Source organism: Rhodococcus daqingensis (assembly GCF_042665615.1).
GTDB lineage: Bacteria > Actinomycetota > Actinomycetes > Mycobacteriales > Mycobacteriaceae > Rhodococcus_G > Rhodococcus_G daqingensis.
Genome location: NZ_JBHTCS010000009.1, coordinates 126,835 through 153,304, shown reverse-complemented (window position 1 = coordinate 153,304; position 26,470 = coordinate 126,835). Strand labels below are relative to the sequence as shown.

The 26,470-nt window shown below is 69.0% G+C and carries 21 protein-coding genes and 1 pseudogene (1 of these 22 cut by a window edge); 18 read left to right on the top strand and 4 right to left on the bottom strand.

The features are described 5' to 3' along the window. From kdpA to ACFQS9_RS05155, 5 genes are read left to right on the top strand one after another with little or no spacing between them, the layout of a single operon-like run. Entirely contained in the window at positions 1-1,701 is a 1,701-nt protein-coding gene (gene kdpA / locus ACFQS9_RS05175) for a potassium-transporting ATPase subunit KdpA (RefSeq protein ID WP_378402244.1), read from the top strand. Beyond that, a complete protein-coding gene (kdpB, locus tag ACFQS9_RS05170) occupies positions 1,698-3,842 on the top strand; it encodes a potassium-transporting ATPase subunit KdpB (protein ID WP_378402242.1) in 2,145 nt (714 codons plus the stop codon). Before kdpA ends, kdpB begins: the two co-directional genes overlap by 4 nt. Positions 3,843-3,848: 6 nt before the next feature. Beyond that, positions 3,849-4,481 carry a potassium-transporting ATPase subunit C gene (locus tag ACFQS9_RS05165; RefSeq protein WP_378402240.1) on the top strand — a complete coding sequence of 211 codons (633 nt, stop codon included), beginning with the start codon at positions 3,849-3,851 and terminating at the stop codon, positions 4,479-4,481. A 26-nt stretch (positions 4,482-4,507) separates the two neighbouring features. Next, positions 4,508-7,045 (top strand): sensor histidine kinase, encoded by a 2,538-nt coding sequence (locus ACFQS9_RS05160; RefSeq protein WP_378402238.1) that lies wholly within the window; start codon positions 4,508-4,510, stop codon positions 7,043-7,045. Continuing rightward, positions 7,042-7,722, top strand: coding sequence for a response regulator (locus ACFQS9_RS05155; RefSeq protein ID WP_378402236.1), 681 nt, complete (start codon positions 7,042-7,044; stop codon positions 7,720-7,722). Before ACFQS9_RS05160 ends, ACFQS9_RS05155 begins: the two co-directional genes overlap by 4 nt. A 6-nt stretch (positions 7,723-7,728) precedes the next feature. Here ACFQS9_RS05155 and ACFQS9_RS05150 read toward each other — a convergent pair whose 3' ends face one another. Both ACFQS9_RS05150 and ACFQS9_RS05145 read right to left on the bottom strand, forming a co-directional pair. Then, positions 7,729-9,567, bottom strand: a complete 1,839-nt coding sequence (locus ACFQS9_RS05150; RefSeq protein WP_378402234.1) for a hydroxysqualene dehydroxylase — start codon at positions 9,565-9,567, stop codon at positions 7,729-7,731. Beyond that, the gene (locus ACFQS9_RS05145; RefSeq protein WP_378402232.1) at positions 9,564-10,703 is read right to left on the bottom strand and encodes a hypothetical protein; all 1,140 of its coding nucleotides are present in this window, start codon (positions 10,701-10,703) and stop codon (positions 9,564-9,566) included. The genes ACFQS9_RS05150 and ACFQS9_RS05145 overlap by 4 nt, the downstream gene beginning before the upstream one ends. A 208-nt stretch (positions 10,704-10,911) precedes the next feature. Between ACFQS9_RS05145 and ACFQS9_RS05140 the strand changes: the two genes are divergently transcribed. The 3 genes from ACFQS9_RS05140 (at position 10,912) to ACFQS9_RS05130 (ending at position 14,819) form a co-directional block, all read left to right on the top strand. Further along, positions 10,912-12,729, top strand: a complete 1,818-nt coding sequence (locus tag ACFQS9_RS05140; RefSeq protein ID WP_378402230.1) for a putative bifunctional diguanylate cyclase/phosphodiesterase — start codon at positions 10,912-10,914, stop codon at positions 12,727-12,729. Between the two features lie 125 nt (positions 12,730-12,854). Next, complete coding sequence (locus ACFQS9_RS05135) at positions 12,855-14,321, top strand: alanine/glycine:cation symporter family protein (protein ID WP_378402228.1); 1,467 nt, start codon at positions 12,855-12,857, stop codon at positions 14,319-14,321. A 51-nt stretch (positions 14,322-14,372) separates the two neighbouring features. Beyond that, positions 14,373-14,819 carry an OsmC family protein gene (locus ACFQS9_RS05130; RefSeq protein WP_378402226.1) on the top strand — a complete coding sequence of 149 codons (447 nt, stop codon included), beginning with the start codon at positions 14,373-14,375 and terminating at the stop codon, positions 14,817-14,819. Here ACFQS9_RS05130 and ACFQS9_RS05125 read toward each other — a convergent pair whose 3' ends face one another. Continuing rightward, positions 14,820-15,308 (bottom strand): hypothetical protein, encoded by a 489-nt coding sequence (locus ACFQS9_RS05125; RefSeq protein ID WP_378402224.1) that lies wholly within the window; start codon positions 15,306-15,308, stop codon positions 14,820-14,822. It lies immediately after the preceding gene. Here ACFQS9_RS05125 and ACFQS9_RS05120 point away from each other — a divergent pair. The 6 genes from ACFQS9_RS05120 to ACFQS9_RS05095 are packed head-to-tail and all read left to right on the top strand — an operon-like array spanning position 15,307 to position 19,599. Beyond that, the gene (locus ACFQS9_RS05120; protein ID WP_378402222.1) at positions 15,307-16,101 is read left to right on the top strand and encodes an SMP-30/gluconolactonase/LRE family protein; all 795 of its coding nucleotides are present in this window, start codon (positions 15,307-15,309) and stop codon (positions 16,099-16,101) included. The two genes, ACFQS9_RS05125 and ACFQS9_RS05120, sit on opposite strands and share 2 nt — an antisense overlap. Before the next feature lie 11 nt (positions 16,102-16,112). Then, complete coding sequence (locus tag ACFQS9_RS05115) at positions 16,113-16,397, top strand: acylphosphatase (RefSeq protein ID WP_378402220.1); 285 nt, start codon at positions 16,113-16,115, stop codon at positions 16,395-16,397. Between the two features lie 37 nt (positions 16,398-16,434). Continuing rightward, positions 16,435-17,058 carry a hypothetical protein gene (locus ACFQS9_RS05110; protein WP_378402218.1) on the top strand — a complete coding sequence of 208 codons (624 nt, stop codon included), beginning with the start codon at positions 16,435-16,437 and terminating at the stop codon, positions 17,056-17,058. Between the two features lies 1 nt (position 17,059). Next, positions 17,060-18,223 carry a glutathionylspermidine synthase family protein gene (locus ACFQS9_RS05105; RefSeq protein ID WP_378402216.1) on the top strand — a complete coding sequence of 388 codons (1,164 nt, stop codon included), beginning with the start codon at positions 17,060-17,062 and terminating at the stop codon, positions 18,221-18,223. Positions 18,224-18,269: 46 nt separating this feature from the next. Continuing rightward, complete coding sequence (locus ACFQS9_RS05100; RefSeq protein ID WP_378402214.1) at positions 18,270-18,725, top strand: DUF350 domain-containing protein; 456 nt, start codon at positions 18,270-18,272, stop codon at positions 18,723-18,725. A gap of 37 nt (positions 18,726-18,762) precedes the next feature. Beyond that, positions 18,763-19,599 (top strand): SDR family NAD(P)-dependent oxidoreductase, encoded by an 837-nt coding sequence (locus tag ACFQS9_RS05095; protein WP_378402212.1) that lies wholly within the window; start codon positions 18,763-18,765, stop codon positions 19,597-19,599. A 29-nt stretch (positions 19,600-19,628) separates the two neighbouring features. On the opposite strand, the gene ACFQS9_RS05090 is transcribed toward ACFQS9_RS05095, so the two are convergent. Further along, complete coding sequence (locus ACFQS9_RS05090; RefSeq protein ID WP_378402210.1) at positions 19,629-21,179, bottom strand: APC family permease; 1,551 nt, start codon at positions 21,177-21,179, stop codon at positions 19,629-19,631. A 79-nt stretch (positions 21,180-21,258) separates the two neighbouring features. Here ACFQS9_RS05090 and ACFQS9_RS05085 point away from each other — a divergent pair, with 79 nt between their 5' ends. From ACFQS9_RS05085 to ftsY, 4 genes and pseudogenes are all read left to right on the top strand, one after another. After that, positions 21,259-22,035 carry a VOC family protein gene (locus ACFQS9_RS05085; RefSeq protein WP_378402208.1) on the top strand — a complete coding sequence of 259 codons (777 nt, stop codon included), beginning with the start codon at positions 21,259-21,261 and terminating at the stop codon, positions 22,033-22,035. A 91-nt stretch (positions 22,036-22,126) separates the two neighbouring features. After that, entirely contained in the window at positions 22,127-25,744 is a 3,618-nt protein-coding gene (gene smc, locus ACFQS9_RS05080; RefSeq protein ID WP_378402206.1) for a chromosome segregation protein SMC, read from the top strand. Between the two features lie 131 nt (positions 25,745-25,875). Then, positions 25,876-26,133, top strand: a complete 258-nt coding sequence (locus ACFQS9_RS05075; protein ID WP_378402204.1) for a hypothetical protein — start codon at positions 25,876-25,878, stop codon at positions 26,131-26,133. Between the two features lie 91 nt (positions 26,134-26,224). Next, positions 26,225-26,470, top strand: a pseudogene (gene ftsY / locus ACFQS9_RS05070) (signal recognition particle-docking protein FtsY); it runs 1,079 nt beyond the window's last position.

The window sequence follows — 26,470 nt, the reverse complement described above, 5'->3', positions numbered from 1 at the left end:
ATGAATCCCGCGCTTGCTGCGGGACTGCAGATAGCACTGGTGATCGCCGTGCTAGCGATTCTGTATGTCCCCGTCGGTGACTACATGGCCAAGGTCTACACCACCGACACCGATCTCCGTTCCGGGGATCTGCGCATCGAGACGGTCCTGTACCGGCTCTGCCGCATCAACGCCCGCGCCGACCAGACCTGGTACGGCTACGCCGGGAGCCTGCTCGGCTTCTCGGCCGCGAGCGTGCTGTTCCTCTACTTCCTGCAGCGCGTCCAGGGCGTGCTGCCGCTCAGTGGCGACCTGGCCGGCGTGAGCCCGGCGATGGCGTTCAACACCGCAGCATCGTTCGTGGCGAACACCAACTGGCAGTCCTACGCGCCCGAGACCACGATGAGCAATCTGACCCAGCCGATCGGCCTGGCGGTGCAGAACTTCGTCTCCGCCGCCGTCGGCATGGCGGTGGCGGCCGCGCTGATCCGCGGCTTCGTCCGCGTCTCCCGCGGCGGCGAGATCGGTAACTTCTGGGTGGACCTGACCCGTGGCTGCCTCCGGATCCTGCTGCCCATCTCGTTCGTCATCGCGCTGATCCTGTTGAGCCAGGGCGTGATCCAGTCGTTCCACAGCGGGTTCGGGTCCACCGGGCTCGACGGCAACTCCGTGACGAACGCGCTGGCCCCGGTCGCCTCGCAGGAGGCCATCAAGGAGCTCGGCACCAATGGTGGCGGCATCCTGGCCGCGAACTCGGCGCACCCCTTCGAGAACCCGACGCCGCTGAGCAATATCGTCGAGATCATCGCGATCCTGCTCATCCCGGTGGCACTGACCCGCACCTTCGGCACCATGGTCGGCGACCGCAAGCAGGGCCTGACCCTCCTGGCCGTCATGGGCATCCTCTGGTCCGGCCTGTTGGCCGTCACCCTCGCCGCCGAGTCCGGCCAGCGCGGCGTCGCGGCCACCGCGGCGGGCGCCATGATGGAGGGCAAGGAGGTCAGGTTCGGTATCCCGAGCACAGCCCTGTTCGCCGTGAGCACCACGGGAACCTCGACCGGCGCGGTGAACGCCGCGCACGACAGCATGTCGCCGCTCGGTGGCGGTGCCGTGCTGCTGAACATGCTGCTCGGCGAGATCGCGCCAGGCGGCGTCGGCACCGGCCTGTACGGCATCCTGGTCCTGGCCCTCATCGCCGTGTTCGTCGGCGGCCTGCTCGTCGGACGGACCCCCGAGTACCTCGGCAAGAAGCTGGGGCAGCGGGAGATCACCCTCGCCGCACTCTCGGTGCTGGTCATGCCCGCGCTGGTCCTCATCGGAACCGGTATCACCGTGATCCTGTCGTCGACGACGGGATTCCAGGGCAACAGCGGCGATCCCGGCACCCCGGGATCCATCCACGGATTCTCCGAGGTGCTCTACGCCTTCGCCTCGGCGTCCAACAACAACGGCAGCGCCTTCGGTGGCCTCACCGTGACGAGCGACTGGTTCCAGTCCTCGCTCGGCGTCTGCATGTTGCTGGGCCGCTTCCTGCCGATCATCTTCGTCCTCGCGCTCGCCGGCTCGCTGTCGTCGCAGAAGAGGACGGCGGCGGGCGCGGGCACCCTGCCCACCGCCGGACCGATGTTCGCCGGGCTCCTCACCGGAACCGTCGTGCTCGTCGCGGCGCTGACCTTCTTCCCGGCCCTTGCTCTTGGCCCGATCGCGGAGGCTCTTCAATGAGTGTGAACACAACCGATCGACCCCGCGTCACCCCGGGCACCGGGGTCGATGCGGGCGAGGATCACCACCACCTGCACCGGGTGCAGGGCGGGATCTTCAATCCGCGGCAGCTGCTCACCTCGCTGCCCGGCGCCGTCCGCAAGCTGGACCCGCGGCACCTGGCCCGCAACCCCGTCATGTTCGTCGTCCTCATCGGCTCGGTCATCACCACCGTGATGGCGATCGCCGATCCGTCGGTGTTCTCGTGGGTGGTCGCGGCCTGGCTGTGGTTCACCGTGCTGTTCGCGAACCTGGCGGAATCCGTCGCCGAGGGGCGCGGCAAGGCCCAGGCCGCCAGCCTGCGGAAGGTCAAGCAGGACACCACCGCCCACCGCATCACGGCAAGCGGCGGAACCGAGTCCGTCCCGGGTGCCGAGCTGGTCGTCGGCGACCGGGTGGTCGTGGTGGCGGGAGAGGTGATCCCCGGCGACGGCGACGTCGTCGAGGGCATCGCCACCGTCGACGAGTCGGCGATCACCGGCGAGTCCGCGCCCGTGGTCCGCGAGTCCGGCGGCGACCGGTGCGCGGTGACCGGCGGCACCATCGTGCTGTCCGATCGGATCGTCGTCCAGATCACCGCGGCACCCGGGCACTCCTTCGTGGACCGGATGATCGCCCTGGTCGAGGGCGCCGCGCGGCAGAAGACGCCGAACGAGATCGCGCTGAACATCCTGCTGGCCTCGCTGACGATCATCTTCATGCTGGCCGTGGTCGCCATCGGTCCGATGGGCATGTACGCAGGGCAGGAGCAGGACCCGATCAAGCTGATCGCCCTCCTGGTCTGTCTGATCCCCACCACGATCGGTGCCCTGCTCTCGGCCATCGGCATCGCCGGCATGGACCGACTGGTGCAGCGCAATGTGCTGGCCATGTCGGGCCGGGCCGTCGAGGCGGCCGGCGACATCGACACGCTGCTGATGGACAAGACCGGAACCATCACCTACGGCAACCGTCGGGCCACCGCGCTGCACCCCGCCCCCGGCGTCATCGCGGCGGAGCTCGCGGCGGCTGCGCGACTGTCCAGCCTGGCCGACGGCACCCCCGAGGGTCGCAGCATCGTGGAGTTGTGCGCCAAGGACTTCGGGCTCGCCCCGGATCCCACCGAGGCGGAGAAGAACGGCGAGTTCGTGGCGTTCACCGCACAGACCCGGATGAGCGGTCTCGACATAGGGGGCGAGCGAAGCGACGGGGGATCAGGCGCCGCCGGAACGCAGATCCGCAAGGGCGCCAGCGACGCCGTGCTGTCCTGGGTGCGGTCGCAGGGGGGCGGCGTGGCGCCCGCCGTGACCGACACCGTCAACGAGATCGCCCAGGTCGGCGGCACGCCGCTCGTGGTGGCCGTGGTCGAGGCGGGGAGCCCGAGGGTCCTCGGTGTCATCCAGCTCTCCGACGTGGTCAAGCCGGGCATCGCCGAACGGTTCGCCGAGCTGCGTGCCATGGGCATCCGGACGGTGATGATCACCGGGGACAATCCGCTGACCGCCAAGGCGATCGCGGACGAGGCCGGAGTCGACGACTTCATGGCCGAGGCGACGCCGGAGGACAAGCTCGAGCTGATCCGCAAGGAACAGCGCGGCGGCCGCCTCGTCGCGATGACCGGCGACGGGACCAACGACGCTCCCGCGCTGGCACAGGCCGACGTCGGTGTGGCGATGAACACCGGTACCTCCGCGGCCAAGGAGGCCGGGAACATGGTGGATCTCGACTCGGATCCCACCAAGCTCATCGAGGTGGTGGAGATCGGCAAGCAGCTGCTCATCACCCGCGGGGCGTTGACCACCTTCTCGCTGGCCAACGACCTGGCGAAGTACTTCGCCATCCTGCCCGCGCTGTTCAGCGGGATCTACCCGCAGCTCGACACGCTGAACATCATGCGCCTGGCGACGCCCCAGTCGGCGATCGTGTCGGCGGTGATCTTCAACGCGCTGGTGATCGTGGCGCTGATTCCCTTGGCGCTCAAGGGCGTGCGGTACCGGCCGTCCTCGGCCTCGCAGCTGCTGGGCAGGAACCTCTTGATCTACGGACTCGGCGGCGTGATCACGCCCTTCATCGGCATCTGGCTGATCGACCTCGTCGTGCGACTTATTCCTGGAATTGGGTGAGCTTGAATGCGATTCACTATCGGTTTCGTGAAACAGGTGTGGGCCGGCCTGCTGGTGCTGCTCGCGCTCACCGTGATCCTCGGGGTGATCTATCCCGCCGCGGTGTGGGGGGTGGGCCGGATCAGCTCCGGATCCGCCGAGGGCTCGCCGGTGCGCGACAGCAACGGATGCGTGGTCGGCAGCCGCTGGGTCGGCGTGGACCCGCAGGTCGAGGCCGGCGCGCCGGATCCGTTCTTCCACAACAGGGTCACCGGTTCGGTCTCCGATGAGGACCCGTTCGCGCCGGGCGACCCGGCGACCGCCCTGCCGACCAACCAGGGGCCCAGCAGCGAGATCCTGGCGTCGTTCATCGCCGAGCGTCGCACGGCGATCGCGGAGCGGGAGGACGTGCGCCCCGATCAGGTTCCCGTCGACGCGGTGACCGGGTCCGGTTCCGGCATCGACCCGCACATCAGTCCTGCCTACGCCGCCATCCAGGTGCCCCGGGTCGCCGCGGCCAACGGGCTCGGCGAGGATCGGGTCCGCCAGCTCGTCGACGAGAACACCGAGGGACGCCAGCTCGGGCTGCTCGGCGAGGAACGGGTGAACGTGCTCGAGCTGAACCTCGCGCTGGGCTTGACCGCGCCTTCCTGCGACTGACGTGTCCACTGGTGGATGATGACGGAGTGAGTCGTAGCGGTTCCGAGGTCGAGGTCGAAGGTAGGCGCAGGCGCGGTGAGCTGCGTATCTATCTCGGCGCCGCGCCGGGGGTGGGCAAGACGTTCGCGATGCTCGGCGAGGCCCATCGCCGTCGGGAACGGGGCACCGATGTGGTCGCGGCCGTGGTGGAAACCCACGGCCGCGCCCGCACGGCCGCGCAGATCGGCGACCTGGAGGTGGTGCCGCCGAAGCTGATCGCCTACCGCGGCACCACGATGCCCGAACTGGACGTGGACGCGGTGCTCCGCCGCAGGCCCGCACTGGTGCTGGTCGACGAACTTGCCCACACCAACACCCCCGGCAGCCGGAACGAGAAGCGGTGGCAGGACGTCGAGGAGGTGCTCGCCGCGGGCATCGACGTGCTCAGCACGCTCAACGTGCAGCACCTGGAGAGCCTCAACGACGTCGTCCAGCAGATCACCGGGGTGACGCAACGGGAGACCGTCCCCGACGAGGTCGTGCGTGCGGCCACCCAGGTCGAGCTCGTGGACGTCACCCCGGAAGCGCTGCGTCGCAGGTTGTCCCACGGAAACATCTACGCCGCGGAGAAGGTCGATGCGGCGCTGAGCAACTACTTCCGCCGTGGCAACCTCACCGCGCTGCGCGAGCTAGCCCTGCTGTGGGTCGCCGATCAGGTGGACGCCGCGCTCGCGAAGTACCGCGCGGAGAACGAGATCACCGACACCTGGGAGGCCAGGGAGCGTGTGGTGGTGGCCGTCACCGGGGGGCCCGAGTCGGAGACCCTCGTGCGCCGGGCCGGCCGGATCGCCTCGAAGTCCAGCGCCGAGCTCATCGTCGTGCACGTGGTGCGCGGCGACGGGCTCGCCGGGGTGTCCGCGCCGGAGATGGGCAAGGTGCGCAAGCTGGCGACCAGCATCGGTGCGAGCCTGCACAGCGTGGTCGGCGACGACGTGCCGTCGACCCTGCTCGAGTTCGCGCGAGCGGCCAACGCGACCCAGCTGGTGCTGGGGACCTCGCGACGGTCGCGCTGGGCCCGCATCTTCGACGAGGGCATCGGTGCGGCCGTCGTGCAGGAGTCCGGATCCATCGACGTGCACATGGTCACCCACGGCGAGTCGAGCACGCCGCGCAAACTGACGCCGGCAGGCACCCGTTCGCGGAAGATCCTGGCCTGGGTCGCAGCCGTTCTGGTGCCTTCGGCGGCCGCGGTGGTCATGGGCCTCGTGGACCGGCACCTCGGGTGGGGCGGGGAGAGCGCATTGTTCTTCATCGTCGTGCTCATGGTCGCGCTGCTCGGGGGCGTCGCGCCCGCGGCCCTGTCCGCGTTGATCTCGGGGCTGCTGCTGAACTACTTCTTCACCCCGCCGCTGCGCAGCTTCACGATCGCCGAGCCGGACAACTTCATCACGACCGTGGTGCTGCTGGTGATCGCCGTTGCCGTCGCCGTGCTAGTCGACGCGGCGGCCAAGCGGGCCAGGGAGGCGCGTCGCGCCTCCAAGGAGGCCGAACTGCTCGCCCTGTTCGCCGGGTCGGTGCTGCGCGGCGCCGACCTGCCCGCCCTGCTGGAGAAGGTGCGCGAGACATACGCCCAGCAGTCGGTGAGCATGCTCCGTCGCGGGCCCGAGGTGGTCAGCTCGGTCGGACCGAACCCGCCAGCCGCGGTCGGCGAGGCCGACACCGTGTGCGAGGTCAACGACGGCGAGTACGCGCTGGCGCTGCGCGGCGACGAACTGCACGCACGCGATCGGCGGGTACTGCTCGCCGTCGCGAATCAGGCGGTGGGACTGATCCGTCAGAGTCAGCTCGCCGAGGAGGCCAGCAAGGCACAGGCGCTCGCCGAGGCCGACCGGCTGCGACGCTCACTGCTCTCCGCGGTCAGCCACGACCTGCGGACCCCGCTGGCTGCAGTGAAGGCGGCGGTCTCCAGCCTGCGCAGCGACGACGTGGAGTTCTCGCCGGAGGACACGGCGGAACTGCTTGCCACGGTGGAGGAGTCGGCCGACCAGCTGACCAATCTCGTGGGAAATCTGCTCGACTCGTCGCGGCTGGCGGCGGGTGTCGTGCGGCCCACCCTGCGCCCGGTCTACCTCGAAGAGGTGGTCCATCGGGCCCTGGTCGGTGTCGGGGTGGGGTCTCCGGGATTCGGCAGGGCGGGCCCGGACCGCGTTCAGGTCGATGTCGGGGGTAATGCGGTGATGGCCGACAGCGGCCTGCTGGAGCGGGTACTGGCGAACCTGGTGGACAACGCGCTCCGATATGCCCCGGACTCGAAGGTGCGGATCGCCGCGGCACCGGTGAAGGATCGGGTGGTGATCACGGTGGCGGACACGGGGCCGGGGATCGCCCGCGGCGCGGAGGACCAGATCTTCGACTCGTTCCAGCGGCTCGGCGATCGGGACGTGACCACCGGCGTCGGACTCGGATTATCGGTGGTGCGGGGGTTCGTGGAGGCGATGGACGGAACGGTCAGCGCCACGGATACCCCCGGCGGCGGGCTGACAATGGTGGTGGACTTGGCGGGGATCGGGAAGGTGACTGCGTGACACGGGTGTTGGTGATCGATGACGAACCGCAGATCCTGCGGGCGTTGCGGATCAATCTGAGCGTGCGGGGGTACGAGGTGACGACCGCGGCGACCGGGGCCGCGGCGCTGCGGGCCGCCGCCGAGAAGCATCCGGAGGTGATCGTGCTCGATCTCGGCCTGCCGGACATGGACGGCATCGAGGTGCTGGCCGGGCTCCGGGGCTGGTCCACCGCCCCGGTGATCGTGCTCTCGGCTCGAACCGACTCGGCCGACAAGGTGGAGGCCCTCGACGCGGGCGCCGACGACTACGTCACCAAGCCCTTCGGCATGGACGAGTTCCTGGCCCGGCTACGGGCCGCGGTGCGTCGACACTCCGCCGCCACCGATGTGGGGGAACCGGTGGTGGTGACCGAGTCGTTCACCGTCGATCTGGCCGCGAAGCGGGTGATCAAGGACGAGCACGAGGTGCACCTGACCCCCACCGAATGGGGGATGCTGGAGATGCTGGTGCGCAACAAGGGCAAGCTGGTCGGGCAGAAGGAGCTGTTGCGGGAGGTGTGGGGCCCGTCGTACGCCACCGAAACCCACTATCTGCGTGTGTATCTCGCGCAGCTGCGCCGCAAGCTGGAACGCGACCCCTCGCAGCCGAAGCACCTGATCACGGAGTCCGGGATGGGGTACCGGTTCGAGGTGTAGATCAGCTCACCGCTCGAAGATGTTGGGCAGGCCCACCGCATGCCGGTCGGCGTCGATGCGCTTCAATCCGTCGAGCTCCGGTGGAACGTAGTAGTCGTAGCGGACCACCTCCTCCGCGTTCCTGCCCGAGGCGTCGAGCACGGCCTGAGCGGCGATCCGCCCGCCCTGATTCGCGCCCTCCATGCTCACCACGTTCGCGTTGGTCTGAATCCAGTCGCCCGCGATGAACAGGTTCGGAATTGCCGTCGACCCCTTCGGGCGCTTGTCCCATGTGTTCACGGTCTGCACGGTCAAGGGTTCGGCATTGTGAGTCCTTCCCTCGGCATTCCAGCTGATCGCCGGGTCCAGGAACCACGAGTGCACGTTGGCATCGGACAGCGCGGGATCGAAGGCACCGAAGCGGGATTTCAGCGTCTCCCAGACCTCGGTGAAGATCTCGTCCCTGGTGCACTGTTTCGCCGCCTTCGGAATCGCCGTCGTGCCGATTCCGTCCCAGTTGGAGATGTCCACCGAGACGATGTCCGACACCGTGCCGTCGCCGTACTGCTCGGCGATCGTTCGATTCCAGGCCTGCGACTGCGCGATTGCGCTGATCGACCAAGGGTGGTCGAGGACCCCGATGGGTCCCTTCGCGGCCTCGAGTGGCCGGCGCAGGTAGATCATCAAGCCGTTCATCCACTCGACGGTCAGTTCCTTGATCGCGTCCAGGCTCGGATCGAGGCGGAGCAGCGGCGTCGTCCGCAGTAGGCCGACCGCTCGGTCGATCGGTATCGCCGACACGTAGAAATCCGCGTCCATCGTGTGGACGGTCTCGCCTGCGTCGATCAACCGTGCCCCGCTGATGGTGGCCCCGGCCGTTTCCAGGGAGTGCAGTGCCTGTCCGCCGTGGAATCGCACACCCAAGCGGGTGAGCTCGCGCACCCACGGGGTGATCCAGACCTCGGACGTGGGCCCGTTCAACAATCGGGCCCCGAAGGCGTCGTCAGGGCCGGGCAGCGGCACCAGCAGATTCCAGACGAAGGCCTCGACGATGTTTCCTGCCGAACTGACGCTGCACACCTGTGGCTTCACCGCCACCAACCCCACGCTGGTCGTCTTCGCCACGGCGTCCTGGAAGAAGGTGCTCTTGTCGCCGGCCCCGAGGAAATCCCACCAGCTGATCTTGTCCCACTGCGTGTGCCGGCGTTCCGCGCTGCTGGTCACATAGGCCGCAACGCATCTGCCGAAATCGGCCAGTTCGAACGGAAGCCGATCCGCAGGCACACCGATCAGAAGTGCTGCCGCCTGTCCGACAACGTCGGCCAGGTAGCGCGGGTCCGCCAGGCGGCCGCGGTCCGTGGGTCGCAGCGCGGCGAGGTCCACCGGCAGGAAGCCGGCGACCGAGCGCCCCGGGCCGATGCTTGCGGCACCACCGAAGCCATCGTCGTCGAGCAGACCGGTGATGTCGCGGAGGTTGCCAAGGACTCCATCGCTGTTGCCCTCGAACGGAATTCGCCGCATCGAGTCCGGAACGTTTCGATAGAACCCGGGGAAGAAGCGAAAGCCGTGTTCGGCGGGAAGCTCGCGTCGGCCGGCCGACTGTGAGCCCGGTACCCCGAAACTGCGGGCCTTGCCGCCCATCTCCTGCCTCGCGTCGAACACGTGTACCTCGAAGCCGCGTTCGATCAGCTCGTGAGCGGCGACCAGGCCGGACATTCCGCCACCGAAAATCGCGACGCGATTGCCTCGATTGTGGGTGCGAGCCCGGGGCGACGGCAGGAAGGCAGCCGCGCCGAGTGCGGCCGCGCCGGCCCCGAAGGTGCGCCGGGAGATCAGGATGCGGGCAGGCTCGGGGGTGGTCCTCATGTCGGCGTCTGACCTCGTTCGAAGCGCTGAGCCTGCTCGATGCGAGCCACCAGGCTGCGGATGTGCTCGAACATTCCGACCGAGCCGGCGACCGTGGTGTAGGGCGCCTCCAGGCTGAGTGCGAGCAGCCCGGTGTCGGCGACGACCGGCTCCGTGAGGTGGAAGGTCTTGGAGAACTGGTACGGCTCCCGCGGTCCGCACGTGGCGGTGATCCGCCCGGGAAGCGCGAACGTGGCGCCCTCGAGCGGGGCGGAACCGTGCGTCCATTCGGTGAGGTCGAGCCGTGAACTCGTGCACAGCCTCGTTCCCGAGGGTCGGACGTCGATCACCGAGCCGACCCACTCGGCGCCCCGGCGAACCACCCCGGCGACGATCGAGGCACCCCCGTCCGGCTCGTGCGAGACGCCCCACTCCCAGCCGTCCGCGAGCTGATCGACCATCGTGAAATTGCCCCAGTTGTGATCGTGATAGCCGCGCCAGCCGGTCAGGTCGATTAGTTCACCGCCGGGAAGTAGCGCAGCCCCCGTCACCTCGCTGGTCGCGACGGGAGAGGTCCAGCCCATCCACTGGCCCTGATTCTTCAGATCGATGAGGCCGGTGGCCCCGGGGAGCTGACCCCTGTCCAACCAGGCGTCGACCCTGAACGGCGAGTCCACACGTACGTGGTACGCCCCGCGAGCCTCGTCGTAGGTCATCTCGCCCCGGTCGGTGCGCACCCCGGGCAACCCGTCGATGACGGCGCCACGGTGCGGCGTGTAGCCGAGGGGCAACGGAGCGTCCGGCCCTGGTGACAGCGGATTCACGTCGTCGCCGTACATCATCAGGGCGCCGACCAGCGGCACGGGCGCGGTGAAGATCGCGACGACGAGCTGGCGTTTGGAGTGCGGATCCATGAAGCTCGCGTACCACCATTCGGTGGTCACGCCGGGATGTGCGACATCGTCTCCCGGCTCGGCGAGTTTTCCGGTGGGATTCGGGGTGAGGTCGCTGCTCAGCACGGGTGTGCCCGGCGGAATCGGAGCGGCGGTGGCAACGCCCGGCCCGAAGATCGTGAGGCCGGTCGCAACCAGCGCCGCAACACCCGTGACGAGGACATTTCTGGCGTTGCTCAGCATGAGGGCCTTCCGCACCTGCATCCTGGCGTCGCTGCTCGCTGTTGAGTACCGACGGTGCTGCAGTTCGGAGCCTAACCCAGCGAATCGAGCTGGGAAACGATCACTTCGTCGCGCACCCCGCGGCAGCGTCGGCGTACGATTTTTGGATCAGGGGTAAGTTGGCGCCTCAGGTCGCAGGGCACCCGAAGCTGCGGGTCGCGCCAGTTCGATCGATGTAAGTGTGATCACGGTGGAACTACCCGGACTGCGGGGTGAGGTCGCTGCACGGGCACGGATGCCGTCGGCGCTGACCACCCCTACGGTCATGGCCCGGACCACCGGCGGATTCTTTCTCATCGGCGGTCTCCTCGGCCTCACGCTCACCGCCCTGATGCCCGACGGACCCGGCAATCTCGCTGTGGTCTACGGGTCGGCTGTGGCCGCCGTCTGCTTCGGGGTCGGGGTCTTGGTGTGGGGGGAGCGTCTGGAGCCGTCCTTCTATCACCCGCTCGTCGCCGTCGCCACCGTGCTCATCTCGGTGGCGATGTATGAATCGACCAGTTCCATCGCGGCGGTGTCGCTGGCGTCTTTCTATGTGTTCATCGCCTGCGACGCATCGTTCTTCTTCTCCTGGCCGATGGCAGCAGGCCACATGATCTTCGCCGTTGCCTGTTGCATGACGGTGCTGGCCGTACGTCCCGGATTGCCCTGGTGGTCCGGCCTGATCGCATCGGGCGTGACGGTGGTGGTCGGATGCGTGGTGGGGGTGTTGCGCCGGTTGGCCTCAGACGCGGAAGTCGACGTCCTGACCGGATTGCTGAACCGGAGAGGGTTCGACCGAACGCTGAGCCTCGAGATCACCCGCGCGGCGCGCACCGGACGGCGGCCCGCATTGATCATGTTCGACCTCGACCGCTTCAAGACGATCAACGATCAGCACGGCCACCGCGCAGGCGACGCCGTGCTCCGGCAGGTCGCCGACTCCTGGTCGAGACTGCTCGGGACAGGCCGGATACTGGCGCGGTACGGCGGCGACGAATTTGCGTTGCTACTTCCGGATGCGACGGAGCAGGACGCGATCTCGCTGACCGAGCAGCTGCGCCAGTCGATCGCGCCGGGATGCTCTGCGGGAGTCACCTCCTGGCAGCCGGGTGAGTCCGCGTCCCTCCTCGTCTGCCGAGCCGATGTCGGGCTGTACCGGGCCAAGCAGGCGGGGCGCAATCGAACTGTCCTCGAAATGTCTGAGCGACCTCCCCTCGCGATCGAGCTTCGCGAGGCCATGGAACGTGGCGCGCTCGACGTGCAGTATCAGCCCATCGTGAGCCTCCCCGACGGCACCACCGTGGGGGTCGAGGCGCTGCTGCGGTGGACGTCGACCACCCGGCCCGACATCACTCCCAGGGAAGTGATTCGGGTCGCCGAGGAAAACGATCTCATCGGGAGTCTGGACTGGTTCGTGCTCCGGCGGGCCTGCCTGGATGCGGCCATCCTGCAAGACGCCGTGGGCGGCCATGCCCTGATGTTGAACGTCAACGTGTCCGGCCTCGAGATAGCCGAGAAGGGCTATGTCGCACGAGTCGACGAGGTGCTGCGCGCGACCGGGTGGCCGCCGACTCAGCTCGTGCTCGAGGTGACCGAAAGTGTGCTCGACGCAGACTCGCCCGCCGCCATCGCGAGCGTGCGCCGGCTTCGCGAGCGGGGTATCCGGATCGCCATCGACGATTTTGGTACCGGGTACTCCTCGCTGAGCAGAGTGGAAGCCCTCCCGAGCGACTTCCTCAAGCTCGACCGTTCTTTCGTCTCGTCCATAGCGCCCAATTCGACTGCGCCGCCCCTGCTGAGCGTCATCGCTGCGCTGAGCGTCGCGCTGGGCCTCCCGGTGATTGCCGAAGGCGTCGAAACTGCGGAGCAGGCCGCTCTTCTCACGGAGCTGGGCTTTCCCCTCGCACAGGGTTACTACTACGGCCGACCGCAGCCGGTTGTCGCGTTGTTCGCCGAACTCGCCGGCTCGCGCCCCTCGGTGGCGGCCGACATCGGGCCGGGCGCGCAAGCGCCGACTCGGCGATAGCGCACCGCCACCCGTGGATTCGGGTGCGGATCGCGTTCGATGCCCGCGTGGCATGTTGTCGTTCGTACGGCCCGGGGCGATGATCCTCGCTGTCAGGATCGACCTCCGACAGCAGAGGATCCCTCATGGACACGGCGACAGACTTCGTCTCCGCAGTCAACGACAAGTTCTGGTACCTGATCATCGCCCTGCTCGTGGGCCTCGGCCTGTACTTCTCGATCCGGTCCCGCTTCGTCCAGGTTCGCCTGATACGGGAGATGTTCCGGGTCATCACCGACAAGCCAGACGACCTCGCGGACGGTCGCCCCGGGATCTCCTCGTTCCGCGCGTTCTCCATCTCGGCGGCCTCGCGGGTGGGCACCGGCAACATCGCGGGCGTCGCGATCGCGATCAGTGTCGGCGGACCCGGCGCGATCTTCTGGATGTGGGCGATGGCGATCGTCGGAGGTGCCACCGCCTTCGTCGAATCCACCCTCGGACAGTTGTACAAGGTCCGCGACAAGGACAGCTTCCGTGGCGGTCCGGCGTACTACATGCAGTACGGGCTCGGAAAGCGGTGGATGGGCGCGATCTTCGCGGTGGTCATCACCGTCACCTACGGGTTCGTGTTCGTTGCCGTGCAGTCCAATTCGATCGCGGATGCCGTCGGCACCTCGGTGGGTGGGCCGGACGGTGCGTGGAACGTGATCGTCGGCGTGGTGGTCGCGGCGCTCACGGCGGCGGTGATCTTCGGTGGCGTGCGCCGGATCTCGTCTGTCTCGCAGGTGGTGGTGCCCTTCGTCGCCGGGATCTACCTGCTGCTCGGCCTGATCGTGGTGCTGATGAACATCGGCCGGGTGCCCGAGATGTTGAACCTCATCGTGGCGAACGCGTTCGGGATCAGGGAAGTGGTCGGCGGCGGCATCGGCGCGGCGATCATGCAGGGCGTGCGGCGGGGCCTGTTCTCCAACGAGGCGGGCATGGGATCGGCACCGAATGCGGGCGCCACCGCGTCGATCTCCCACCCGGCGAAACAGGGCCTGGTCCAGAGTCTCGGTGTGTACTTCGACACCCTGCTCGTGTGCACGATGACCGCGTTCATCATCCTGCTGGCCAACCCCGACTACGGGACCGAGGCAGGCGCATCGCTCACCCAGCTCGCCCTCGCGGAGCATCTCGGGGAGTGGACGATTCACTTCCTCACCGTGGCGATCTTCTTCCTGGCCTTCACCTCGGTGATCGGCAACTACTACTACGGTGAGTCCAACATCGGGTTCCTGACACCGTCGACCGGCGCGCTCCAGGGGTTCCGGGTGCTGGTGGTCTTGTGCGCCTTCGGCGGTGCCGTCGGATCGCTACCGCTGATATGGAGCCTGGCGGACCTGTCGATGGGGGTGATGGCGACGATCAACCTGGTCGCGATCGCACCGCTGTCGGTGCTGGCGTTCCGGCTGATGCGGCACTACACCGATCAGCGCAAGCAGGGACTCGACCCGGTCTTCAACCGCTCGGAGATGCCGGACATCAGGGGAATCCAGGCCTGGGACGACACGCCCTCCTCCACCGACCGGCTGACGACCGAGTTCCGGTCCACCACCGTCAAGGACGGCTGAGGCCGTACGTCGGCTGTGGAGCCGACTTCGTGAGATGGCAGGATTCGGGGCATGGCTGATCAGAGTTCCGTTCCCGTCCCCGCCGCGTCCACCGAGTTGTGGGTCGAGCGCACCGGTACGCGCCGCTACACGGGCCGCAGCTCGCGCGGCGCCGAGGTGCTGATCGGCTCGGAGACGGTCGACGGCGTGTTCACTCCCGGTGAGCTGCTGAAGATCGCGCTGGCCGCGTGCAGCGGCATGAGCTCGGACCTGCCGCTCTCGCGCAGGCTCGGGGACAACTACGACGCGACCGTGCGGGTGTCGGGCGCTGCGGACCGGGAGAACGAGGTGTACCCCCGAATCGATGAGGTCATCGAGGTCGATCTCAGCGAACTCGACGCCGAGGCGCAGGAGCGTCTGGTCACCGTGGTGCTCAAATCGGTGGACAAGGTGTGCACGGTCGGACGAACTCTGAAAAGTGGCACCGTGGTGAACCTGACGGTTGAAACTGATTCGTGATCAAATAGGCGCCATGTTGCTCTCTCGTGTTGCGATGGTCGGTGCCCTCGTGGTCACCGGCGCGGTCGTGGGTGCCCCGATCGCCGTCGCCCAGCCTGCTCCCGCCGAGCCCGCTCCCGCCGCGCCGGCGACGACCACGGTGACGTCGACTCCCGCCGCCCCGACGCCGACCACCGCGACGGCGACGCCCACCGCGACGGCGACTCCCGCCGCCCCGACGACGACCACCGTCGCTGCGACACCGGCCGTCGCGCCGCCCTTCTCGCTGCCGGGCCTGACCGCGCCGTTGCCGGGATCGGCTGCGCCGTCGGCCGTTTCGTCGACGACTCCCGCGCCGGTCGCGACGTCGACCTCCGCGACGTCGGCGCCCGCGAGCCCGGCGCCCGCCCCCGCCGCCGCGACCACGACGTCGTCCCCGGCCGCCGCGGTCACCGCCGCGCAGACCTGTACGCCGTGGACGGCGAGCGAGGTCGCCAGCGGGTTCGGCATGCTGGAGAACCTCGCGTTCGACGGCCGCGGGAAGATGCTGTTGTCGGAGGGCACCCTGTTCGGCGACGGTGCCATCCGCACGCTGAGCCCGGCCGGCAAGACCGGAACGCTGGTGTCGGACTTCACCGGACCTGGCGGCATCGTGCTGCACGGCGACAACGTCCTGTTCACCACCGGGAACACCGCGATGGCGGGCCTGTCGAACAGCAAGAACGGCACCGTCGAGTCCGTGAACCTGGACACCGGCGAGCAGACGACCGTCGCCAAGGGCCTGACCATGCCGAACGGGCTGGCCCGGCTGGCGAACGGTGACCTGCTCGTCACCAGGAACCTCGGGTCCGACCAGGGCCTGACGCGCATCCCGGCCGCGCAGCCGCACACGCCCGCGTCGGTGCGCACCGACCTCGGCTCCGCCAACGGCCTCGCCGTGTCGGCGGACGGCGCGGCCATCTACGTCGGCAACACCTTTGATTCGAACACCGAGATCCGGGAGTTGGACGCAACCGATCTCACCGGCACGATCCGCACCCTGAAGGTCGCGGGTTCCGGTGCGACCAACGCGGGTGACGACCTCACTGTCGGGGCCGACGGCAACGTGTACATGGCGCTCAACGGTGCGGGCAAGGTCGTGCGGGTCGATCCCGCCACCGGTACCACCTGCGAGATCGGCTCCGATCTGCCGCTGACGAGCTCCGTCCGGTTCGGATCCGGCCCCGGCTGGGATCCGGCGGCGTTGTACACCACCAGCTTTGACGGCAGCGTGCACAAGCTCGTGCCGCCGAAGAGCAGCTGAGCGAGCCTCCGATGCGCCCACCGGAGCAGGTGCGCCTGACCGCCTGGGTGCACGGGTTCGTGCAGGGCGTGGGATTTCGGTGGTGGGCGCGGTCGAGGGCACTCGAACTCGGCCTGGTCGGGCACGCCACCAATCGCCCGGACGGCCGGGTGCTCGTGATCGCTGAGGGGCCCCGGCCGCAGTGCGAGCTGCTGCTGGAGCTGCTCCGGTCTGGTTCGACACCCGGACAGGTCGATCTCGTGGTGGAGAGCTGGTCGGAGGCCACGGGGAACCTCACCGGTTTCGACGAACGCTAATCTCGGTGCGAAGACGTCAGAGGATGGGGAGGGACGAGTGGGACCCGATCAGGGCGAACCCGACGACCGGAACGGCGGGGACCAGTCGGCAGCCGCCGCCGGGTCGGATGCCGGCGACGAGACCACGCAGGCTCCCTCCGCCGGCCGGATCCGGCGTCAGGAAGCAGGGACCACCGTTCCCCGTCCCCCCACTGTCGGGGAGGCGCGCGCCAGGGACAAGGCCCGCAAGGACCGCGCCGAGCAGGAGCGGCTGGCGGCAGAGGCCGCGGCCAAGGCCGAGGAACGCCGCAAGAAGCGGCGCAAGGGACTGATCGGTGGCGTCGCGGTGGTCGGCGTGGTCGGGCTCGTCGCGCTCGGGTACACCGCGCTGTCCTCTGACGAGGTCGAGGCCACCTGTATCGACCCGAACACCGAGGTCGAGGTCGACGAGAAGTACTGCACGACAGGGACACCCGGCACCGGCGGCATGGCAGGCATGTTCATCTTCGCTGGCTCGCCGTATCGCTACTACTACGGTGGCAGCAGCGGCGGCGTGGGCACCAAGATGACCGGCGGCACGGTCGTCACCCCCAAGGGGTCCACCACCGTCGTGACCAAGTCCGGCACCACGATTCAGCGCGGCGGGTTCGGCAGTAAGTCGACCGGCAGCGGTGGGAGCTGACGTGCGCAGAGTCCGGAGCACCCCGCGTCCGGGGTGGCAGAAGATCGTCGAATCCCAGGGCCTGGTCTACGGCACCCCGGCTCGGCTCGGCGACGGCACCGCCCGCCCCTACTGGGACGAGTCGGTGCACTACGAGTTCGAGATGGACGAGATCCTGGCGATCGAGGCGGATGTCGAACTGCTGCACTCGATGTGCCTCAACGCGGTCGAGCACGTGATCCTCACCGAGCGATTCGCCGACTTCGGTCTGCCGGAGTGGACCTGGGGTCCGATCGCCGAATCCTGGCGTCGCAGCGACCCGCACGTCTACGGCCGATTCGACCTCCGATACGACGGTCGACGTCCCGCGAAGCTGCTCGAGTACAACGCGGACACCCCGACCACGCTGCTCGAAGCGTCCATCCTGCAATGGCATTGGCTCAAGGACACCCACCCGGACGACGACCAGTGGAACTCGCTCCACGAGGCGCTGGTCGAGCGATGGGGAGCGATCCGAGACCGGTTGCCCGGCGACGAGGCCCATTTTTCGTGGTCGTCCGCCGATGCCAGCGGTGAGGACAACATCACCGTCGCCTATCTCCAGGAGACCGCCGCCGAGGCGGGACTGAACACGGTGGCACTCGCGATCGAGGAGATCGGCTACGACGAGGACCTGCACCGGTTCGTCGACCTCGAAGAGGCACCGATCTCGACCCTGTTCAAGCTGTACCCCTGGGAGTGGGTGCTCGACGACGACTTCGGGAAGAAGGCCCTCGCGCTGCTTCCGGAGACGATGTGGATCGAACCGCTGTGGAAGACGCTGCTGAGCAACAAGGCGATCCTGGCCGTGCTGTGGGGCATGTACCCCGGACACCCGAACCTGTTGCCCGCCTACCTCGACGACCCGCACGAGCTCACCGAGTACGTGCGCAAGCCCAGGCTCGGCCGCGAGGGCGCGAACATCTCGGTCGTGGGCGCGGGCATGGAGACGACCACGGGCGGCATCTACGGCGACGAGGGTTTCGTCTACCAGTTGCTCGATCCGCTGCCGGAGTTCGACGGCATGAGGCCCGCGCTCGGCGCCTGGATCGTCGGCGACACGGCCGCTGGGCTGGGCATCCGGGAGACCTCGGGGCTGATCACCGATGACGGTGCGGCCTTCGTGCCGCACCGTATTCCGCAGTAGCGACAGCATTCTCCCACCCCCGACGCATACCGAAACGGAGCAAGTGATGACGACTGAGGTGCTGGCCCTGGGCAGCGACTACTGGTCCGATCTGGGCAGGGGAGTCGCCGCGATCGCGCTCTACGCGATCGTCGGCCTGGTGCTGATGGTCCTCGGCTTCTATGCCATCGACTGGACCACACCCGGCCACCTGCGGACGCTGGTGCGTGAGGGCAGGCCCAACGCGGCCGCGGTCACCGCGGCCGGGATGGTGAGCATGGCGCTGATCATCGTGCTCGCCATCTTCGCGTCCTCGGGCCAGCTGGTCGAGGGGCTGATCTACACGCTGGTCTTCGGTCTGCTCGGGATCGTCGCGCAGGTGTTCTCGGTGCGGTTCATCGAGCTGGTCACCGGCATCGACATCGGCGAGGTTCTCGCCGAGGAACGCTTCACCCCCGAGGTGCTCGTCGTCGCCGCCGCGCATGTCGCGCTCGGCCTGATCGTCGCGGTCGCGATCCTGTAGGGACGCCCCGCTCCCACGGTGGGGGTAGGTTGACGGCATGAGCGAATTCGCAGGCCGGGTCGCAGTTGTCACCGGCGCAGGCTCCGGCATGGGGCGAACTCTGGCACTCGGTCTGGCCCGCCGCGGGGCGCGGCTGGCGGTCTCCGACGTGGACACCGAGGGTCTCGCCGCGACCGTCGCGCTGCTCGAGGAATTGGGCGCCGAGGTGAGGTCGGACCGGCTCGACGTGTCCGAACGTGAATCGGTCCTGCGGTATGCCGATGCCGTCGTCGAACATTTCGGCGTCGTCAACCAGGTCTACAACAATGCGGGAATCGCCTTCTCCGGCACCATCCTCGAATCCGAGTTCAAGGACATCGAGCGGGTCGTCGACGTCGACTATTGGGGCGTCGTCAACGGCACCAAGGCCTTCCTGCCGCATCTCATCGAGTCGGGCGACGGCCACGTGATCAATACGTCCAGCCTCTACGGCATTCTCGCCCTGCCCCGCCAGAGTGCCTACAACTCAGCGAAGTTCGCGGTGCGCGGGTTCACCGAGTCGTTGCGACTGGAGATGCTTGCGGGTGGACACCCCGTGCGCGTCACGTGTGTGCACCCGGGAGGCGTCAAGACCAACGTCGCCGACAACGCCGGGCACGCGGGTCCGACAAAGGACGCGGCGGAGACCGCGCTCTACAACGAGAAGCTGCTGAGGATGAGCCCGGAGAAGGCGGCGGAGATCATCCTCGACGGCGTCGCGAAGAACCGGGCCCGGGTGCTCGTCGGGGGCGATGCCCGCGGGCTGGACCTCATGGTGCGCGTCCTCGGGTCGTGGTACCAGCGCCCCATGCTCGAGGTGCTCAAGCGGGTCATGCCGTCCGCCAAGCGCATCTGACGCCGGCGTAGCGGGGACGAAGGGCGACCTCAGGCGACCGGTTCGCGGTCGCGGGCCTCGGATCCGGGCATTCGGCGCTCGATGGTCTCGCCGTCGAAGAACGCCCGGTTGCGGCTGCGCCACCACCACATCAGCGGCAGGCCCAACAGCATCGATCCGACGCCGAGGATGAACACGCCACCGATCTGCCAGTGCGGGGCGAACGGCAGCGTCCAGCTGGTCTCGCCGTAGTCCGCGGCGAAGGAGGTGACGGCCGTCCAGCCGGCCGCGAACAGCAGCATCGCGCCGCCGAGCAGCGGCAGGACGACCCGCATCCACAGCGCGCGCCCGCCCTCGCGCAGGGTGCCGCGGTACAGCCAGGCGCAGGACACCCCGGTGATGCCGTAGTAGAAGCCGACGGCGATCCCGATCGCGGACACCGAGTCGAAGATCAGGTTGCCCGCGGAGACGAAGTTGAACGCGATGTAGAGCCCCGCGGACACCGCGCCCATCGCGAGGGTGGACACCGTCGGTGTCAGGAATCGGGGATGCACCGTCGCGAAGCGGTCCGGCAGCGCCTTGAACACGCCCATCGACAGGGTGGTGCGGGCGGTCGGCAGGATCGTCGTCTGCGTCGAGGCGATCGCCGAGGTGAGGATCATGAGCAACAGCACTTGCACGAGCAGCTGCCCCAGCAGGCCCTCGCCGAACACCGCGGTCCCGATCGCGGCGAAGAAATCGTCGAAGTGCTCGGGATTGGCCAGCCCCGTGCCCTCGGTGCCGACTCCGGCGAAGGACTGCGCGGCGACCGTCACCAGCACGTACAGCGAGACGAGCACGACGGTGGAGATGACCGCGGACCGGCCAGGGGTGTGCCGTGAGTCCACCGTCTCCTCGTTCACGGACACCACCGAGTCCCAGCCCCAGTAGATGAAGACCATCAACAGGATCGCGTTGACGAACGTGGAGAACGATCCGATCTCGAAGGGGTTGAACCAGCTCCACTGCGGCGTCAGCGCCGCGGCTCCCGCGTTGCCGAGCCACACCCGGGCCAGGGCGACCACCGCGAACACCACCAGCGCCACGAACTCGATCGTCAGCAGCACGGACTGGAAGCGCGCCGAGATGTCGATGCCGCGAAAGCACAGGTAGGTCATCGCGACCATGAACGAGACCCCGAGCTGCAGCACCCAAACACTGGTCGCATCGTGGCCGATCCCGTCCGCACCGAACAGGAGAAAGGTGTATTGGCCCGCGACCTGGGCCATGCTCGCCATCACCAGTACGTCCGCGACCACGATGGCCCAGCCGGCCATCCAGCCCCAGGAGGGGCCAAACGCACGCGTGGCCCAGACGAAGGTGGTGCCGCAGTCCGGGTCGGCTCGGTTGAGCTCCTTGTAGCCGAGCGCGGCGAACAGGATCGGGACGAACGCGAGCAACGCGACCACGGGGGCTTGCAGCCCGACCGCCGCGACGACGAGGCCGAGGGTGGCGGCGATGCTGTAGGCGGGGCCTGCGGAGGCCACCCCGATCACCACGCTGGAGGTCAGGCTCAGGGCCCCCGCCCGGAGCCCCTTGGAACTGGTCACGTCATCGATCACTCGGGGGAGAGTAATGCAGGGTCCCTGTCGGTGCCGAAGGCTAGCGTCGACGGACGTACCCGACAGTTGAGGAGTAGCGATGAGCGCCGTCACGACGAACCAACCGCTTGGCACCCCCACCTGGATCGACCTGGGCATCCCCGACCTGGAAAGGGCGATGTCGTTCTACGGGCAGGTCTTCGGCTGGGAGTTCGACGTCGGACCCGAAGAGTCCGGGCGGTACACGATGTGTCTGTTGCGCGGGAAGAAGGTCGCCGCGCTGATGCCGAACCCCGACGAGAACGCGACCGATTTCTGGTGGAACGTCTACCTGGCGACCGAAGATGTCGACGAGACGGTCGCTCGATCCAGGGACGCGGGCGGTGTCGTGCTGGTCGAGCCGATGGACGTGATGGGCCAGGGCCGGATGGCGATCATGCGAGATCCCTCGGGTGGACAGTTCGGGCTGTGGCAGGGGCAGGCGCACGTCGGATGCGAATTGGTGAACGAACCGAACACGCTGCTGCGCAACGACCTGGTGACGCCGAATCCCGGCCCGGCTCGCGACTTCTACGCCGGGGTGTTCGACTTCACACTCGATGGGAACGACGACCTGCCCGGCATGGACTTCACGTTCCTGCGCAGACCGGACGGACACGAGATCGGCGGCATCATCGGTGACCCGAGCGCGCCCGCATCGGCCTGGGGCACGCTGTTCCAGGTGGAGGACGCCAACGCGGCGGTCGCAGCGGCCCGAGCAGCCGGGGGGACCGCGGACGACCCGACCGACATGCCGTACGGGCGGACCGCGGAGATCACCGACCCGTTCGGTGCGAAGTTCACGGTGGGCTCCCCGATCCCGGGCGCGCAGGGGTAGCTCGTAGGCGCCGGGGCGAAGGTCTGGTGTTCGCCCCGGCGCGGCGTTCAATGGCCGAGTCGGTCGGTGCGGTGCAGTAACGTCATTCGCCATGCATCTCAAGAGTCTGACGCTGAAGGGCTTCAAATCCTTCGCGTCCGCCACGACTCTGCGGTTCGAACCCGGCATCACCTGCGTCGTCGGGCCGAACGGGTCCGGCAAGTCGAACATCCTCGACGCCCTCACCTGGGTGATGGGCGAGCAGGGCGCGAAGGCGCTGCGCGGCGGCAAGATGGAAGACGTCATCTTCGCCGGCACCTCCGGCCGGCCCCCGCTCGGCCGCGCCGAGGTGACGCTCACCATCGACAACTCCGACGGCGCGCTGCCGATCGAGTACTCCGAGGTCTCGATCACCCGGAGGATGTTCCGCGACGGCGCGGGCGAGTACGAGATCAACGGCAGCTCGTGCCGGCTGATGGACGTCCAGGAGCTGCTCAGCGACTCCGGCATCGGCCGGGAGATGCACGTCATCGTCGGCCAGGGCCGCCTGGCCGCCATCCTGGAGTCCCGGCCGGAGGACCGCCGCGCGTTCATCGAGGAGGCCGCGGGCGTCCTCAAGCACCGCAAGCGCAAGGAAAAGGCCGTCCGCAAGCTGGACGCCATGCAGGCCAACCTCGCCCGGCTGACCGACCTCACGACCGAACTGCGCCGTCAGCTCAAGCCGCTGAGCAGGCAGGCCGAGGTCGCCCGCCGCGCGCAGACCGTGCAGGCCGACCTGCGCGACGCCCGGCTGCGGTTGGCGGCCGACGACCTGGTGACCCGGCGGGCCGAGCTGGCCTCGCAGTCCAAGGACGAGGCGATGGCCCGCGCCCAGCAGGAGCACGTGCAGGCCGAGCTCGAGGCGGCGTCCGCGGAGCTCGGCGCCCACGAGCAGGCAGTGGCCCGTCTGACCCCGAGCGCGGAGGCCGCCGGCCAGACGTGGTTCCAGCTCTCCGCGCTGGCGGAGCGGGTCAACGCGACCATCCGGATCGCCACCGAACGGGCCCGCCACCTCGACAGCGCGCCCGCCGCGAGCCGCGGACAGGACCCCGACCAGCTCGAGGCGCAGGCCGACCGCGTCGCGGCCGAGGAGGCGGAGCTGGCGGCGGCGGTGGAGATGGCCAGGGCCACCCTCGACGCCGCGAAGGACCAGCTGACCGAGTACGAGGAGGCCTCGGCCGCCGCCGAACGCGCGCACATGGCCGCCGTCCGGGCCATCGCCGACCGTCGCGAGGGCCTGGCCCGGCTCTCCGGTCAGGTGGATACCCTGCGCACCCGCGCGGACTCCGTCGATGCGGAGGTGGCGCGGCTGACGCTGGCCATCGAGGACGCGCGCGCCCGCGGCGACGCGGCGCAGGCGGAATTCGAAGGCGTGCAGAACCAGATCGGTGATCTGGACGAGGGCGAACTCGGGCTCGACACCCAGCACGAACGCGCCGTCGCCGCCCTCGAGGCGGCCACCGCGCGGGTCACCGAACTGCAGGACGCCGAGCGCGCAGCCGGCCAGGAAGTCGCATCGCTGCGGGCCAGGATCGAGGCGCTCTCGATCGGGTTGCAGCAGAAGGACGGGGCGGCCTGGCTGATCGAACACCGCGCCGGGGACGGATTGATCGGCCCGCTCGCCGGGATGCTCCGCATCAGTCCCGGATACGAGGTGGCGATCGCCGCGGCGCTCGGGCCCGCCGCCGACGCCGTCGCGGCGCAGACGGTCATCGACGCGAGTGCGGCCGTCACGGCGCTCAAGGAGGCCGACGGGGGCCGGGCCGCGCTGGTCATCGGAGGCGTCGCCGCGGCGCCGCCGCACGACGGCGCCGCGTTGCCCGGATCCGCGCGGCGCGCCCTCGACCTGGTCGAACACCCCGACAACCTGCGCGGGGCGCTGAGCGCGCTGCTCGGTGAGGTCGCGGTGGTGGACACCCTCGACGAGGCCGCCGAACTCGTGGTCGGACGACCCGGACTGTGCGCCGTCACCAGGGACGGCGACCTCGTCGGGTCCGGCTGGATCACCGGCGGCTCCGATCGGCGTCCCTCCACCCTCGAGGTGCAGTCGGCCATCGACGCGTCCAGGGCCGGCCTCGTGGACGCCGAGCGTCGCGCCGACGAGCTGTCCGCCGCGCTGTCCGGGGCCACCGCGGAACGCGAACACCGGGCGGAATCCGCCGAGCAGACCCTCGCCGCGCTCAACGAGTCCGACGCCGCGCTGTCCGCGATCTATGAACAGCTCGGCCGGCTCGGCCAGGTGGCCCGCGCCGCACACGCCGAGTCCGAGCGGCTGGCGAACCAGCGGACCGCGGCGGAGTCCGGGCGCGAGGAGGCGGTCGCAGCCCTGCAGGAGCTGGAGGAGCGCCTCGCGCTGGCCCAGCAGGAGCAGACGCTGGACGGCGATCCGGCGGCCACCGACCCCAGCAGTGGCGAGCGGGAGGCCGCGGCCGCGGCGCTCGCCGAGGTGCGGGCCGTGGAGATGGAGGCGCGCCTGACGCTCCGGACCGCCGAGGAACGGTCGGAATCGGTTCGGGGTAAAGCTGATTCGCTGCGGCGCGCGGCACAGGCGGAGCGGGAGGCCCGGGCACGCGCCGAACGGGCGATGGCCGCGCGGCAGAATGCGGCCGCGGTTGCCGCCGCGGTCGCGGAGTCCGGCCGGCGGGTCGCGGCTCACCTGGAGGAGGTGGTCGCGTCCGCGGTGGCGCACCGCGACGAGCTGACCCGGCAGCGGACCGAACGCACGCAGCAGCTCGAGACGGTCAAGGAGCGGGTGCGCCAGTACACCGGGCAGCTGACCGCGCTCACCGACGCCGTGCACCGCGACGAGGTCGCCCGCGCACAGGCCGCGCTGCGGATCGAGCAGCTCGAGGAGACCATCTCCGAGCAGCACGGCATCGGTCTGGACGACCTCATCGCGGAGTACGGACCCGAGGTGCCACTGCCGCCGTCCGCCCTGGAGATGGCCGAGTACGAGCAGGCTCGCGAGCGCGGCGAGCAGGTGGTCGCCCCCGCGCCGATGCCGTACGACCGGGACACCCAGGAGCGGCGGGCCAAGCGGGCCGAGCGGGATCTCGCGACCCTCGGCAAGGTCAATCCCCTTGCGCTGGAGGAGTTCGCGGCCCTCGAGGAACGCTACAACTTTCTCGCCACCCAGCTCGAGGACGTCAAGACCGCGCGCAAGGACCTGCTCGGGGTGGTCGCCGACGTCGACGCCCGGATCCTGCAGGTGTTCACCGAGGCGTGGCTGGACGTCGAGCGCGAGTTCGTCGGGGTGTTCGCGAAACTGTTCCCCGGCGGCGAGGGCAGGCTGGTGCTGACCGATCCCTCCGACATGCTCACCACCGGCATCGAGGTGGAAGCGCGTCCGCCAGGCAAGAAGGTCAAGCGGCTCTCGCTGCTCTCCGGTGGCGAGAAGTCGCTGACCGCGGTGGCCATGCTGGTGGCGATCTTCCGTGCCCGGCCCTCCCCGTTCTACGTGATGGACGAGGTGGAGGCTGCCCTCGACGACACCAACCTCCGGCGCCTGATCGGCCTGTTCGAGCAGCTGCGCGAGAAGTCGCAGCTCATCGTCATCACACACCAGAAGCCGACCATGGAGGTGGCCGACGCGCTGTACGGCGTCAGCATGCGCGGCGACGGCATCACCCAGGTGATCTCGCAGCGTCTGCGCGGGCAGAACCTGGCGGTGCCCCAGCCCGTCGCGGAGTGAGGTTCGGGGCACCCACCTCGGACGACACAAGATCAACTTTCCACGCATTTGCCGCAAGTGCAGGTCAGCGGTGCCTAGGCTCCGGTGAGGCCCATCGTGGGTGACTTCGCATCAGCGACAAGGAGTTCTACATGGAATGGCTGTTGGGTGTTCTGGGTGGCCTCGTCGGTGGCAACCTCGCCGGTGCCAACAAGGGTCTCGGGGTCGCGGTCAACAGTGCGAGCGGCGCGGTCGGCGGCGGCATCACCGGTGCGATCATCCAGGCCGCCACCGGTAGCGGGCTGGACTTCGGGCAGATCGTCGCGCAGATCGGCGCGGGCGGCGCCGTCGGCGGATTGCTGACCGCCGTCATCGGGATGGCCACCAAGGGGCGCTCGACCGCGCGCTGACCGGCCGAACTTCCCAGGACAGCCGCGCGAGCCAGGTGCCCGCGCGGCTGTCGCCTTTCTGCGTCGGAACGGTGCCTGAAAGGATGGGGGCGTGACTACCGGAGCTTGGATCGCAATCGCGGCCGTCGTGGCCGTCCTTCTCGTCGCGCTCGTCGTGGGCTGGGCGCTGTACCGGAGGCGGCGGGTCAGCCTGCAGCCCGGGCAGCCGGCACCGGGCGAACTGGGTGCGCCGAAGGATCGATCCGGCGGGTATCAGCCCGAGAGCGGGATCAGCTTCAGTCAGGGGGCGACGGCCACCGCTCCGCCCGTGACGCGGCCGACGCCGCCGGTGGCGCCG